Genomic DNA, 14034 nt, shown 5'->3' with positions numbered 1-14034 from the left:
TTTTCAGAACGGCATTGATTTTCGAATGGCGTTAATCATCAACTGACAACCGGAAGAGAGTGTTGCATCTACGCGGGTCAGTATTCCAATAGGTTCGCCTGCTCCATGCCCCGGAACAGGCAGGGCCACCAGTGTTGCATGACGCAGGTCGTCTTTTACCGCGCCAGAAGGAACAAACCACACGTAGTCGTATTCAACCGTAAGCTGACGTGAAAGCGATGCAGACAACGTTTCAATGCAGCCTGAAGGAATTTTACATCCCTGGCTTTTTACTAATGCCTCAGAATGCTGCCGTGGCGCGGTGCCTTCTGGTGATACGACAACAGGCCATTCCAGTACCCGACTTAACGTTACGTTCTCCTGAAGCAGGGGGTGATTAGGCCTAACAACTAACTTAAGTGATTCGAGAAACAACAGCTCGTAATTAAGTCCGGTCATCAGTTCAGGATCTGACATCCGACCAACACCAATATCGATTTCCCCTGTTTTTAATCCCGCCAGGATCATCGTGTTACTCATGGTGGCAACTTGCAGTGTGGTTTCTTTTTGTTGCTGATGAAACTGACCTATAACCGAAGGTAATATCCCTAGTGCCGCGGTAGGTAGCGCGCCCACTCTGACGACATCATTGTTAAGGCCTTCTTTACGATTAAGTGACTGTCCAGCGGTGTTAATGGCGTCAAGAACTCTGACTGCGTGAGTTAAAAATTGCTCGCCAGGTAAGGTGAGCTGCGCGCCTTGACGTCCTCGGTCGAACAGGCGAGCACCCGTCAATTGCTCCAGCTCATTCAATGTCTTAGAGAGTGCCGGTTGACTCAGATTAAGGGTTTCAGCCGCGCGCCCCAAAGTTCCTTGTTGTGCGACAGCTACGAATGTATGAAGGTGGCGCAAACGGATGCGCTGACTAAACAGACTATTTTTTTCCATAAGCGATGTTAAAAACGAAGCGGTGCCGCTGACAAGTGATGTTGTTTGATTATGATAACTTGATTGCAAAATATTATTAACATTTAAAGTAATTATGTTACATCGAAATCGATAATATTGATGATTTCGCGGCGAGATCACAGTTTGTAAATTCTTCCCACCAGAGTGAATGCGGTTACCTACACTCGAAATAATTGACCACTGGGGGTAGGCATTATGGCGAACAGCATCACAGCGGATGAGATTCGGGAACAGTTTTCGCAGGCAATGTCAGCCATGTATCAACAAGAAGTTCCACAGTACGGTACGTTGCTGGAACTGGTCGCTGACGTGAATCTGGCTGTGCTGGAAAATAATCCCCAACTGCATGAAAAAATGGTTAATGCGGATGAACTGGCGAGGCTTAACGTTGAACGTCATGGGGCGATACGTGTAGGAACCGCGCAGGAACTTGCCACATTAAGGCGGATATTCGCCATTATGGGAATGTATCCGGTGAGTTATTACGATCTCTCGCAGGCTGGCGTGCCGGTACATTCTACGGCATTTCGGCCCATCGATGATGCCTCGCTTGCGCGTAATCCTTTCCGCGTTTTTACCTCATTGCTCCGCCTTGAGCTTATCGAAAACAAAACATTGCGCCAAAAGGCGGCGGAGATTTTACGCCAGCGCGATATCTTTACCCCACGTTGTCGGCAACTGTTAGATGAATATGATCGGGAGGGCGGTTTTAGCGAAGCGCAAGCGCGGGAGTTTGTGCGAGAAGCCCTGGAGACATTTCGTTGGCATCAGTCAGCAACGGTAGATGAAGAAACCTATCACGCGTTGCATAACGAGCATCGGCTGATCGCTGATGTAGTCTGTTTTCCGGGCTGTCATATCAATCACCTGACGCCACGCACGCTGGACATTGATCGGGTGCAGTCGATGATGCCCGAATGCGGTATCGAACCAAAAATTCTCATCGAAGGACCGCCGCGCCGCGAGGTGCCGATTTTATTGCGTCAAACCAGCTTTAAGGCACTGGAAGAAACGGTTCTGTTTGTGGGGCAACAGCAGGGGAGGCATACCGCGCGATTTGGTGAGATAGAACAGCGCGGAGTGGCGTTAACGCCGAAAGGGCGGCGACTGTATGATGAACTTCTGCGTAATGCCGGAACTGGACAGGATAATCTCACTCATCAACTGCATTTGCAGGAAACCTTTCGCGCTTTCCCGGACAGCGAATTTTTGATGCGCCAGCAAGGGCTGGCATGGTTCCGTTATCGACTGACACCATCGGGTGAAGCGCATCGTCAGGCGATACATCCTGGGGACGATCCGCAACCTTTGATTGAACGTGGCTGGGTTGTCGCACAACCTATTACGTATGAGGATTTTTTGCCGGTGAGTGCGGCGGGGATCTTCCAGTCCAATCTCGGTAACGAAACGCAGACGCGCAGTCATGGTAATGCCAGTCGTGAGGCATTCGAGCAGGCGCTGGGCTGCCAGGTTTTTGATGAATTTCAGTTATACAAGGAAGCGGAAGAACGCAGTAAACGCCGCTGTGGATTGCTTTAAAATCGGGCCATCCTGCTTTGCAAAAATTTGCCTGATTTTACAAATGAATCAGGCTCTTCCCATCGACATAAAAAAATTGCCGATTTGTGCAGATTCTCCATGCTCAACAATTGGATTATTAATAAATATTGTCTAGAGTGAGCGGTCATTAATAAGCACTTTCTTGCCGCTGAAAACGACCAGCGCGGGACCATTCACAACACCAGAAGGACTCACTGTCAGGTATGGATCGTAGACGATTTATTAAAGGTTCAATGGCTATGGCCGCCGTGTGCGGTACCAGCGGTATTGCTTCTCTTTTTTCTCAGGCTGCGTTCGCGGCAGATTCTGATATTGCCGATGGGCAAACTCAGCGTTTTGACTTTTCGGTTTTACAGTCGATGGCGCATGATTTAGCGCAAAAGCCGTGGGGTGGCGAGCCGCGTCCGTTACCCAACACGTTGGCGACAATGACCCCGCAGGCTTATAACAGCATTCAATACGACGCAGAACAATCACTGTGGCATAACGTTGAGAACCGTCAACTGGACGCTCAGTTCTTCCATATGGGAATGGGATTCCGTCGCCGCGTTCGTATGTTTTCTGTTGATCCAGCAACACATCTGGCGCGTGAAATTCACTTTCGCCCGGAGTTGTTCAAATACAACGATGCGGGTGTTGATACCAAACAATTAGAAGGGCAAAGCGATCTCGGCTTTGCAGGCTTCCGCGTGTTTAAAGCCCCCGAACTGGCGCGGCGTGATGTAGTATCATTCCTCGGAGCGAGTTATTTCCGCGCCGTTGATGACACGTATCAATACGGTTTGTCGGCCCGCGGTTTGGCGATTGATACTTATACCGACAGCAAAGAAGAGTTCCCCGACTTTACCGCTTTCTGGTTTGATACCGTAAAACCAGGCGCAACCACCTTTACCGTTTATGCCTTACTCGATAGCCTCAGCATTACCGGTGCCTACAAGTTCACCATCCAGTGTGAAAAGAGTCAGGTGATTATGGATGTTGAAAACCATCTGTATGCGCGTAAAGAGATAAAGCAATTGGGTATTGCGCCGATGACCAGTATGTTTAGTTGCGGCACTAATGAACGTCGTATGTGCGATACTATTCATCCGCAAATCCATGATTCCGATCGTCTTTCCATGTGGCGGGGCAATGGCGAGTGGATCTGTCGGCCGCTAAATAATCCGCAGAAATTGCAGTTCAATGCCTACACCGACAATAACCCGAAAGGTTTTGGTTTATTGCAACTGGATCGTGATTTCTCCCATTATCAAGACATCATGGGCTGGTACAACAAACGACCAAGTTTGTGGGTAGAGCCTCGTAATAAATGGGGCAAAGGCACCATTGGTCTGATGGAAATCCCAACAACGGGTGAAACGCTGGATAACATTGTCTGCTTCTGGCAGCCAGAAAAAGCAGTAAAAGCAGGGGACGAGTTTGCATTCCAGTATCGTCTATACTGGAGCGCACATCCCCCTGTTCAATGTCCATTGGCACGTGTTATGGCGACGCGTACCGGCATGGGAGGTTTTCCGGAAGGGTGGGCGCCGGGTGAGCATTATCCAGAAAAATGGGCGCGTCGTTTTGCCGTCGATTTTGTTGGTGGTGACCTGAAAGCGGCTGCGCCTAAGGGGATTGAACCTGTTATTACGCTCTCCAGCGGTGAAGCGAAGCAAATCGAAATTCTCTACATTGAACCGATTGATGGTTACCGTATTCAATTTGACTGGTATCCGACTTCGGACTCTACTGATCCGGTTGATATGCGGATGTATCTCCGCTGTCAGGGCGATGCCATCAGTGAAACATGGCTGTATCAGTATTTCCCACCAGCTCCGGATAAGCGCAAATACGTTGACGATCGCGTGATGAATTGATCGTCATTTTTTTCGGCACCTTCTGACGGAAGGTGCCGTCTGGTAAAACACGATCCCGCTCGCATTTTTCCCCAAACTATCTGAGTAATCTGATGATGTGTATTTCATGTACACTTTGTCAGCCACTAACAGGGAGTGCGTATGTTTCCAGAATACCGAGATTTAATATCCCGTCTGAAAAACGAAAATCCTCGCTTTATGTCCTTGTTCGATAAACACAATAAACTTGATCATGAAATTGCCAGAAAGGAAGGTTCCGACGGTCGAGGATACAATGCGGAAGTGGTCCGCATGAAAAAACAGAAGCTCCAGTTGAAAGATGAGATGCTCAAAATCCTGCAACAGGAGAGCGTCAAAGAGGTGTAAACTTTCTTAAGCCGCCTGCCAGGCGGCTTTTTTAACAACTGCATGGATTGACTGGAGATAAGATGACTGAAACGATAAAAGTAAGCGAATCACTTGAATTACATGCTGTTGCAGAAAGTCATGTCACACCTCTTTATCAGTTAATCTGTAAAAATAAAACCTGGTTACAGCAGTCGCTAAACTGGCCGCAGTTTGTTCAAAGTGAAGAGGACACGCGAAAAACGGTGCAGGGTAATGTGATGTTGCATCAGCGTGGATATGCCAAAATGTTCATGATTTTCAAAGAAGATGAACTTATCGGCGTTATCTCGTTTAATCGTATTGAACCACTGAATAAAACCGCGGAAATCGGCTACTGGCTGGACGAATCTCATCAGGGGCAGGGGATCATTTCTCAGGCGCTGCAGGCATTGATTCATCATTACGCTCAGTCTGGTGAACTCAGACGCTTCGTGATCAAATGTCGGGTGGACAATCCCCAAAGCAACCAGGTAGCTTTGCGCAATGGTTTTATCCTTGAAGGTTGCCTTAAACAGGCTGAGTTCCTGAATGAGGCCTTTGATGATGTGAACTTATACGCGCGTATTATCGATTCACAATAACCCTGGCAGCGGCGTTCGCGTAATGCGCTCCTCGCCGTTAATAACTTTTGGACCACGGACATGAACCGTGTCGCCATCAAAGGCTGCAACGACGGCGTGGTCGGTTAACTCCACATGGTTTTCAATCATCACCGCACCTGTAATGCGGCTGTTCCCCTGTATGGTGACGTGATTGTCGAGTAAAACCGGACCACCACGTACGAGTGCATGACCACCCACCAGAACATGATGTTTTAACACACAATTGCCTTCTACCGAGGCATGTTCCGCTACCTGCGAACTGTAATGAAGCGTGGGAATGGCATCTTCTTCTGTTCCGGCGATCACACGTGCATGTCCGTAGACTTTCGCGCAGTCACACAGCCAGACGTTGTTCTCTTCATTACCTTCAATACTTGCAAAATCAAAAACTTCGGCGCGATGCTCAATGAACGCAAATTTCACAATGGCATCACCATATATTTGCGCCTGATGAACAATGCGCGAGGCGCTGACTCTTGCGCGATCATAAATTTGCAACAGAAGATGGTGGTCGGGCGTTAAACCTTGCGCAGCGACTACCATTGAGTTCTGATCAATGCAGGCATGACCAGAAATCCTGCAATTTCCGCATATTAATGAATCATGAATTGTGACGTTGTCACTTATCAGAGCGCCCTGACTGATTTTGCTATTATCGATCCAGACGTTATCCTTCGCGCAAACATCGCCCCATAGCTCGCTGCTTCCGGTGATGCGTGTATTACCGGATATCACCGTTCCGGCAAATGCGATGGCATTCTGGTCATAGATCCAACAATTTCCGTCCTGGGCCAATACGGTTTCATTATCAATCCAGCCGCCAGGCGTTCCGGCTATTACGTCATTAAAATCAGCGATGGCAATAATCTGCCGCAATAAAACACTCTTTTTATCACTATCTTCCTGATAACTAAAAGCTCGTTGTTCTTCACTAAGACGATATTTGCGCATAGCGTTTTCCCGCAGGTGACCTACTATAACCGTAGCAAATTCTGTGACTCTGGCTATGTTTAGCAAATTTCCATAAAATGCATTTCAAATATACTTTATAAATTAAACAAAATGAGTAAGAAGATGCAGAGCGATAAAGTGCTCAATTTACCGGCAGGTTACTTTGGCATTGTGTTGGGGACGATAGGGATGGGATTTGCCTGGCGTTATGCCAGCCAGGTTTGGCAGGTCAGTCACTGGTTGGGCGATGGGCTGGTGATTCTGGCAATGATCATTTGGGGATTACTGACTAGCGCATTTATTACCCGACTCATACGCTTTCCGCATAGCGTGCTGGCGGAAGTGCGTCATCCAGTGATGAGCAGTTTTGTGAGTTTGTTTCCGGCAACAACGATGCTGGTGGCAATTGGTTTTGTCCCCTGGTTTCGTCCGCTGGCGGTGGGCCTGTTCAGTATTGGTGTTGTGATTCAACTGGCTTATGCCGCCTGGCAAACAGCCGGTTTATGGCGCGGTTCCCATCCTGAGGAAGCTACGACACCCGGACTTTATTTACCGACTGTTGCCAACAACTTCATCAGTGCAATGGCCTGTGGAGCATTGGGCTACACCGATGCTGGTCTGGTATTTTTAGGGGCTGGCGTTTTCTCCTGGTTAAGTCTTGAGCCGGTGATCCTTCAGCGTCTGCGTAGCTCGGGAGAATTGCCCACGGCACTGCGTACATCGTTGGGTATTCAGCTTGCACCGGCGCTGGTGGCATGTAGCGCCTGGTTGAGCGTCAACGGTGGCGAGGGCGATACGCTGGCGAAAATGCTTTTCGGTTACGGTCTACTGCAACTTCTTTTTATGTTACGCCTGATGCCGTGGTATCTCTCCCAGCCGTTTAATGCCTCATTCTGGAGTTTCTCGTTCGGCGTATCTGCACTGGCAACCACCGGTTTGCATTTAGGAAGCGGTAACGACAATGGCTTTTTCCATACCCTGGCTGTGCCGCTATTTATTTTTACCAATTTTATTATCGCATTACTGCTCATCCGTACTTTCGCGCTTCTGATGCAGGGAAAATTGTTAATCAGAACCGAGCGCGCCGTTTTAATGAAAGCTGAGGACAAAGAATGATTATTCGTGATGAAAACTACTTCACTGATAAATATGAATTAACTCGCACACACTCTGAAGTTCTGGAAGCGGTGAAAGTGGTTAAGCCGGGTAAAACGCTGGATCTGGGCTGTGGTAATGGCCGTAACAGCCTTTACCTGGCAGCCAATGGTTATGATGTCGACGCATGGGATAAAAATGCCATGAGCATTGCCAACGTCGAGCGCATCAAATCCATTGAAAAACTGGAAAATTTGCGCACCCAGGTTGTTGATCTAAATAACCTGACGTTTGATGGACAATACGATTTTATTCTTTCTACCGTGGTGCTGATGTTCCTGGAGGCGAAAACCATTCCTGGATTGATTGCCAATATGCAGCGTTGCACCAAACCCGGTGGTTATAACTTGATTGTGGCAGCAATGGACACCGCTGATTTTCCATGTACCGTCGGGTTCCCCTTTGCCTTTAAAGAAGGGGAGTTACGTCAATATTACGAAGGCTGGGAGATGCTGAAATACAATGAAGACGTGGGTGAACTCCACCGCACCGACGCTAACGGCAATCGTATTAAACTACGTTTCGCCACGATGCTGGCACGTAAAAAATAAGCTAACAGGGCAAGGTGCATGAAAATGTCCACGTGAGATGTTTAACTGTTTTTTTGCGGTAGGCATATTTTTTATCGAGGTGATGTGAAATATATCACAGTGGTTGAAGTTTTTTATCGGCTTAACTGCCTGAAATTTAACAACTGAAGATTGACTCTGCCCCCTTTTCGTCATTGACTATATTGTCAGAAAAGGGGCTGGAAAATTTATTTTCACCAACACTTTTTTTGCCACAACACGAAGCGGTACTTTTTGCTATAACTTAAAAAGTAATATAATCATCTCAGGAAACTATTCATGCGTACCACATCAATTGCGAAAGTTGCGGCTTTATGCGGCTTGTTGGCTCTGTCAGGTTGTGCCTCTAAAATCACCCAGCCAGATAAATATTCTGGTTTTTTAAACAATTACTCCAACCTTCAAGAAACAACTTCAGCAACGGGCAAACCGGTATTACGCTGGGTTGATCCAAATTTTGATCAAAGTAAATATGACAGCATCGTCTGGAACCCAATCACCTATTATCCGGTGCCTAAACCTTCTACCCAGGTAGGGCAAAAAGTTCTGGATAGAATTTTGAGCTATACCAATACTGAAATGAAAGAAGCCATCTCACAGCGTAAACCACTGGTTACTACCGCTGGGCCTCGTAGTCTGATTTTCCGTGGTGCTATTACTGGTGTAGATACCAGCAACGAAGGGTTACAGTTCTATGAAGTTGTTCCTGTCGCATTAGTAGTAGCGGGGACGCAAATGGCGACGGGTCACCGTACCATGGATACCCGCCTGTACTTTGAAGGTGAGCTGATTGATGCGGCTACCAACAAACCGGTTATCAAAGTGGTTCGTCAGGGCGAAGGTAAGGACCTGAATAACGAAAGCACACCAATGGCTTTCGAAAATATTAAGCAAGTTATTGATGACATGGCGACCGACGCGACCATGTTTGACGTTAACAAAAAGTAATGCCAGTCGCGCCATCGCAAGATGGCGCTTCTGATTATCGGCTTCTGTCAGCGATCAAATTCAATACGACATAACAGACACCACCGGCAATTAATCCCCAAAACGCCGAGCCAATACCTACCAGCGTCAGCCCACTTGCCGTTACCAGAAAAGCCACCACAGCAGCGTCGCGCTCACGCTCATTATGCAAAGCCTGATACAAACTGCCTCCGATGGTACTTAACAGCGCCAGACCAGCCAGCATCTGGATCCAACTTACAGGCAGGGCAGCCATCATCCCGGTAATGGCACTGCCAAACAGACCCGCCAGTAAATAAAAGACGCCAGCCGCAGCGGCAGCCAGCCAACGCTGATCTTTGTCCGGGTGCGCCTCCGGGCTCTGGCAAATAGCCGCAGTGATAGCCGCAATACCTACGGAATAGACGCCGAAAGGAGAAAACAGAAGCGCCAGTAATCCAGTAAATACAATCAATGGCGAAACAGGAGCTGAATACCCGGCGGCTTTCATCGCCGCAATCCCTGGCGCATTTTGCGATGCCATCGTCACCAGAAAAAGGGGGAGTGCAACGCTCAAACTGTGAGCAAACGAAAATTCAGGGGCGAGATAAGCGGGGAGAACGGGTTTGAAAACGATATCTTTTGTGACAACGTCACCTTGCGCGATAACGACCACGATCCCAACAATCATCGCCGCAATTACCGCATAACGCGGCGCAAAAACCTTTGTCGCCAGCCACGCCAGCAACATACTACCGCATAACATAAACTGACCATCCAGACTGGCAAACGCCTGTAAACCAAAGCGTAACAAAATTCCGGCCAGCATTGCCGCTGCCAGCGAGTGCGGAATAATACGCATCAGACGGGCGAATAATCCTGTCACACCACAGAGAACAATTAGCGCATTCGTGACAATAAAAACGCCGATGGCCTGGTTTAGCGTTAGTCCCTGTAACCCGGTGACCAGCAACGCAGCACCGGGCGTTGACCATGCGGTAAGAACAGGCACGCGATACCACAACGTCAGAGCCAGCGTACTGACGCCCATTGCCAGCCCCAGCGCCGACATCCAGCCGGAGATTTGCTCTGTGGTGGCTCCAGCGACAATCGCCGCTTGCCATATTATTGCCGCAGAGCTGGCATAACCAATCAATACCGCCAGAAACCCTGCAAGCAGTGTGGGAGGAGGAATGGAAAACAGACGCATAGTTACCTCGTGCGTTATAGCGTACAGGCACCGTAGCATTTGTCCGTTATAACGCACAAGTGATAAGCTCCCGTTTTGCAGGAGGAGTCGCATGGAAAATCTCGCTCGCTTTTTATCCACTACGCTTAAACATCTTCGTCAGCAGCGAGGCTGGAGTCTTTCGCGACTGGCAGAAGCAACGGGCGTTTCAAAAGCGATGTTAGGGCAGATTGAACGTAATGAATCCAGCCCGACGGTTGCAACATTATGGAAAATAGCTACTGGAATGAACGTACCGTTTTCGACGTTTATTTCGCCACCGCAGACCGCTACGCCATCCGTTTATGATCCACAACAGCAGGCAATGGTGATCACTTCTTTATTTCCTTATGATCCGCAACTCTGTTTTGAACATTTCTCGATCATGATGGCCCCTGGTGCAATAAGCGAATCGACGCCGCACGAAAAGGGTGTTATCGAGCATGTTGTCGTCATTGGTGGGCAGCTTGACCTGTGCGTTGGTGGTGAGTGGCGAAGCCTTAAAAGTGGAGAAGGTGAACGCTTTGCCGCAGATGTTGCCCATGCCTATTGCAACCGTGGCGAGCAAACCGTGCATTTTCATTCCATTATCCATTACCCGCGTAGTTGAACAGGAAAACTATTTCGCAACGTCGCGCTTGTGGCTAAAATAACCGCCTTTTTTCAGCTACTGGATAAGAAAGTGACCGTATCTTCTCATCGTCTTGAACTGTTAAGCCCGGCACGCGATGCCGCCATTGCCCGCGAAGCTATTTTGCACGGTGCCGATGCTGTTTATATCGGCGGCCCTGGTTTTGGTGCCCGTCATAACGCCAGTAATAGTCTGAAAGATATCGCCGAACTGGTGCCATTTGCCCACCGTTATGGCGCAAAAATTTTCGTCACGCTTAACACCATTTTGCATGACGACGAACTGGAACCGGCGCAACGACTGATTACCGATCTTTACCAGACAGGCGTCGATGCGCTGATTGTTCAGGACATGGGGATTCTGGAACTTGATATTCCGCCGATTGAACTGCACGCAAGTACGCAGTGTGATATTCGTACTGTAGAGAAAGCGAAGTTCCTCTCTGACGTTGGCTTTACCCAGATTGTGCTGGCGCGTGAACTTAACCTGGAGCAGATTCGTGCGATTCATCAGGCCACGGACGCGACTATTGAGTTCTTTATTCATGGCGCATTGTGTGTGGCATATTCCGGTCAGTGCTACATTTCTCATGCACAAACGGGACGTAGCGCCAACCGTGGTGATTGCTCCCAGGCGTGCCGTTTGCCATACACATTGAAAGACGATCAGGGGCGGGTGGTTTCCTATGAAAAACATCTGCTGTCGATGAAAGATAACGATCAGACTGCCAACCTCGGCGCGTTGATCGATGCGGGCGTACGCTCCTTCAAGATTGAAGGCCGTTACAAAGATATGAGCTACGTGAAGAATATCACCGCCCATTATCGCCAGATGCTGGATGCCATTATTGAAGAGCGCGGCGATCTGGCTCGTGCTTCATCAGGTCGTACTGAACATTTCTTTGTGCCTTCGACAGAAAAAACCTTCCATCGTGGTAGCACAGACTACTTTGTTAACGCGCGTAAAGGTGACATTGGCGCGTTCGATTCGCCGAAATTTATCGGCCTGCCGGTGGGTGAAGTATTGAAAGTGGCGAAAGATCATCTCGATGTTGCCGTCACCGAGCCACTGGCAAATGGCGATGGCCTGAACGTAATGATTAAACGTGAAGTGGTTGGCTTTCGTGCCAATACGGTAGAGAAAACCGGAGAAAATCACTACCGCGTCTGGCCAAATGAAATGCCAGCAGATTTGCATAAAATTCGCCCACATCATCCGCTTAACCGTAACCTTGACCATAACTGGCAACAGGCACTGACGAAAACCTCCAGCGAGCGTCGGATCGCGGTAGACATTGAACTGGGTGGCTGGCAAGAACAACTCATTCTGACGTTAACCAGCGAAGAGGGCGTTAGCATCACTCATACCCTGGATGGGCAGTTCGACGAAGCGAATAACGCCGAAAAAGCGCTGAATAACCTGAAAGATGGCCTGGCAAAACTGGGGCAAACCATCTATTACGCCCGCGATGTGCAAATTAATTTGCCGGGGGCGCTGTTTGTGCCAAACAGTCTGTTAAATCAGTTCCGCCGTGAAGCCGTCGAAATGCTGGATGCTGCACGTCTTGCCAGCTACCAGCGCGGCAGTCGTAAACCGGTTGCTGAACCTGCGCCGGTTTATCCGCAAACGCATTTGAGTTTCCTCGCGAACGTCTACAACCATAAAGCACGCGAGTTCTATCATCGCTATGGCGTACAACTGATTGATGCGGCGTATGAAGCGCATGAAGAGAAGGGCGAAGTCCCGGTGATGATCACCAAACACTGCCTGCGCTTTGCCTTCAATCTGTGTCCGAAACAGGCGAAAGGTAATATTAAAAGCTGGAAGGCAACGCCGATGCAACTGGTTAACGGTGATGAAGTACTAACGCTGAAGTTTGATTGCCGCCCGTGTGAGATGCACGTCATCGGTAAAATTAAAAATCATATTCTGAAAATGCCGTTACCGGGAAGCGTTGTCGCATCTGTAAGCCCGGATGATCTGCTGAAAACATTGCCGAAGCGGAAAGGATAAAACGCAAGCTTTCAGGGGTATTCACAACTCATTGAATCTGCATGATATTGTTGCCGAATAAGGCGTTCATGCCACATCCGGCAACAAACGACTCAAGGTTGTCCCGTTTCTGGTTTGCGTGATTTTTGCCAGTAATAATGCTCGCGCAAACCTTCCGCCGACTCTTCCGCCACAGCCCGCAATTCATCGCTGTCCGCCTCATGACGCAGTTGATGATCCACATTCTTCACCCACAAAAATTCATGTCCTTTGTGTCCCGCCATGAGCTGTCCTGAGAACAGCGCACACGTTAATAAGACTACCGATAACGCTTTCGTAAACATTCCGCCACCCGTTTATTACACTTTGCCGCTATGATGCCGATAGTTTCTTTAAGTTATTATTCTGTTTTGCAAATTAGCGCAAAGAATTTCTGGAACCTGCCTTCCTGATTTGGCACTGCTTTTCACCGTTGCGGCGAATTAGTGCTATTTTCGAGCAAATTAAAAAAGGAGGTAAACATTAATGTTTACTTTGTTGATATACTCAGCGGCAGGGAGGCGATGTGAAACAAAGCGAGTTCAGACGTTGGCTCGAGTCTCAGGGCGTAGATGTGGCGAATGGCAGCAACCATTTGAAACTCAGGTTTCAGGGGCGACGTAGTGTCATGCCGCGTCACCCCAGTGACGAGATCAAAGAACCATTGCGTAAAGCAATCCTGAAACAACTCGGTTTAAATTAATCGCCATAAGAAGGTTAATGACATGCGAGAGACAGTCAAAATTATGCGTTATCCCGTCACTCTTACACCTGCGCCGGAAGGCGGTTATGTGGTTTCTTTTGTAGATATCCCTGAAGCGTTAACGCAGGGAGAAACTGTTGCTGAAGCGATGGAAGCAGCAAAAGATGCCTTACTCACCGCATTTGATTTTTATTTTGAAGATAACGAGCTAATCCCGTTGCCTTCGCCATTAAATAACAACGATCACTTTGTTGAAGTGCCTTTAAGTGTCGCTTCTAAGGTATTGCTGTTAAATGCTTTTTTGCAGTCAGATATCACCCAGCAAGAGCTGGCGAGGCGGATTGGTAAACCCAGGCAGGAGATCACTCGCTTGTTTGATTTGCATCATGCGACAAAAATCGACGCCGTCCAGCTTGCGGCTAAAGCCCTGGGCAAAGAGTTATCGCTGGTAATGGTTTAATTACA

Annotated in this window: 15 protein-coding genes; 11 read left to right on the top strand and 4 right to left on the bottom strand. The window is 48.4% G+C overall.

The window, feature by feature from the left end; all coding sequences use genetic code 11:
- Window positions 1–3: 3 nt before the first annotated feature.
- Entirely contained in the window at window positions 4–927 is a 924-nt protein-coding gene (locus tag FEK50_RS13700) for a LysR substrate-binding domain-containing protein (protein WP_130210229.1), read from the bottom strand.
- Window positions 928–1143: 216 nt separating this feature from the next.
- Here FEK50_RS13700 and FEK50_RS13695 point away from each other — a divergent pair, with 216 nt between their 5' ends.
- The 4 genes from FEK50_RS13695 to rimL all read left to right on the top strand — a co-directional run bounded on the left by FEK50_RS13695 (window position 1144) and on the right by rimL (window position 5335).
- Window positions 1144–2487 (top strand): VOC family protein, encoded by a 1344-nt coding sequence (locus tag FEK50_RS13695; protein ID WP_131161509.1) that lies wholly within the window; start codon window positions 1144–1146, stop codon window positions 2485–2487.
- A 224-nt stretch (window positions 2488–2711) separates the two neighbouring features.
- Window positions 2712–4367, top strand: coding sequence for a glucan biosynthesis protein OpgD (gene opgD / locus FEK50_RS13690; protein WP_131161508.1), 1656 nt, complete (start codon window positions 2712–2714; stop codon window positions 4365–4367).
- 141 nt (window positions 4368–4508) lie between these two features.
- Window positions 4509–4733, top strand: a complete 225-nt coding sequence (locus FEK50_RS13685) for a YdcH family protein (protein WP_001296778.1) — start codon at window positions 4509–4511, stop codon at window positions 4731–4733.
- A gap of 62 nt (window positions 4734–4795) precedes the next feature.
- Window positions 4796–5335: a 50S ribosomal protein L7/L12-serine acetyltransferase gene (gene rimL, locus FEK50_RS13680; RefSeq protein WP_131161507.1), complete on the top strand. Its 540-nt coding sequence runs from the start codon at window positions 4796–4798 to the stop codon at window positions 5333–5335.
- On the opposite strand, the gene ydcK is transcribed toward rimL, so the two are convergent.
- Window positions 5327–6307 carry a YdcK family protein gene (gene ydcK, locus FEK50_RS13675; RefSeq protein WP_131161506.1) on the bottom strand — a complete coding sequence of 327 codons (981 nt, stop codon included), beginning with the start codon at window positions 6305–6307 and terminating at the stop codon, window positions 5327–5329. The two genes, rimL and ydcK, sit on opposite strands and share 9 nt — an antisense overlap.
- Before the next feature lie 123 nt (window positions 6308–6430).
- Here ydcK and tehA point away from each other — a divergent pair, with 123 nt between their 5' ends.
- From tehA to FEK50_RS13660, 3 genes are all read left to right on the top strand, one after another.
- Window positions 6431–7423 carry a dicarboxylate transporter/tellurite-resistance protein TehA gene (tehA, locus tag FEK50_RS13670; RefSeq protein WP_130210219.1) on the top strand — a complete coding sequence of 331 codons (993 nt, stop codon included), beginning with the start codon at window positions 6431–6433 and terminating at the stop codon, window positions 7421–7423.
- Complete coding sequence (tehB, locus tag FEK50_RS13665) at window positions 7420–8013, top strand: tellurite resistance methyltransferase TehB (RefSeq protein ID WP_130210217.1); 594 nt, start codon at window positions 7420–7422, stop codon at window positions 8011–8013. The genes tehA and tehB overlap by 4 nt, the downstream gene beginning before the upstream one ends.
- Window positions 8014–8310: 297 nt before the next feature.
- Window positions 8311–8979, top strand: a complete 669-nt coding sequence (locus FEK50_RS13660) for a DUF3313 domain-containing protein (protein WP_130219290.1) — start codon at window positions 8311–8313, stop codon at window positions 8977–8979.
- Between the two features lie 34 nt (window positions 8980–9013).
- On the opposite strand, the gene ydcO is transcribed toward FEK50_RS13660, so the two are convergent.
- Window positions 9014–10225, bottom strand: coding sequence for a BenE family transporter YdcO (ydcO, locus tag FEK50_RS13655; RefSeq protein WP_131161505.1), 1212 nt, complete (start codon window positions 10223–10225; stop codon window positions 9014–9016).
- 52 nt (window positions 10226–10277) lie between these two features.
- Between ydcO and FEK50_RS13650 the strand changes: the two genes are divergently transcribed.
- Together FEK50_RS13650 and rlhA are read left to right on the top strand one after the other, a co-directional pair.
- The gene (locus FEK50_RS13650) at window positions 10278–10814 is read left to right on the top strand and encodes an XRE family transcriptional regulator (RefSeq protein ID WP_130210213.1); all 537 of its coding nucleotides are present in this window, start codon (window positions 10278–10280) and stop codon (window positions 10812–10814) included.
- 72 nt (window positions 10815–10886) lie between these two features.
- Complete coding sequence (rlhA, locus tag FEK50_RS13645; RefSeq protein WP_130210251.1) at window positions 10887–12848, top strand: 23S rRNA 5-hydroxycytidine C2501 synthase; 1962 nt, start codon at window positions 10887–10889, stop codon at window positions 12846–12848.
- 92 nt (window positions 12849–12940) lie between these two features.
- On the opposite strand, the gene FEK50_RS13640 is transcribed toward rlhA, so the two are convergent.
- On the bottom strand, window positions 12941–13171 hold the full coding sequence (locus tag FEK50_RS13640) for a YncJ family protein (RefSeq protein WP_130260851.1): 231 nt from the start codon (window positions 13169–13171) through the stop codon (window positions 12941–12943).
- A gap of 221 nt (window positions 13172–13392) precedes the next feature.
- Here FEK50_RS13640 and hicA point away from each other — a divergent pair, with 221 nt between their 5' ends.
- Complete coding sequence (gene hicA / locus FEK50_RS13635; RefSeq protein ID WP_000813796.1) at window positions 13393–13569, top strand: type II toxin-antitoxin system mRNA interferase toxin HicA; 177 nt, start codon at window positions 13393–13395, stop codon at window positions 13567–13569.
- Between the two features lie 43 nt (window positions 13570–13612).
- Entirely contained in the window at window positions 13613–14029 is a 417-nt protein-coding gene (hicB, locus tag FEK50_RS13630; RefSeq protein ID WP_130210249.1) for a type II toxin-antitoxin system antitoxin HicB, read from the top strand.
- The last annotated feature ends 5 nt before the right edge of the window (window positions 14030–14034 follow it).

The organism is Escherichia sp. E2586 (genome assembly GCF_005781105.1).
Classification (GTDB): Bacteria; Pseudomonadota; Gammaproteobacteria; order Enterobacterales; family Enterobacteriaceae; genus Escherichia.
This window is presented reverse-complemented; position numbering and strand designations above follow the sequence as displayed.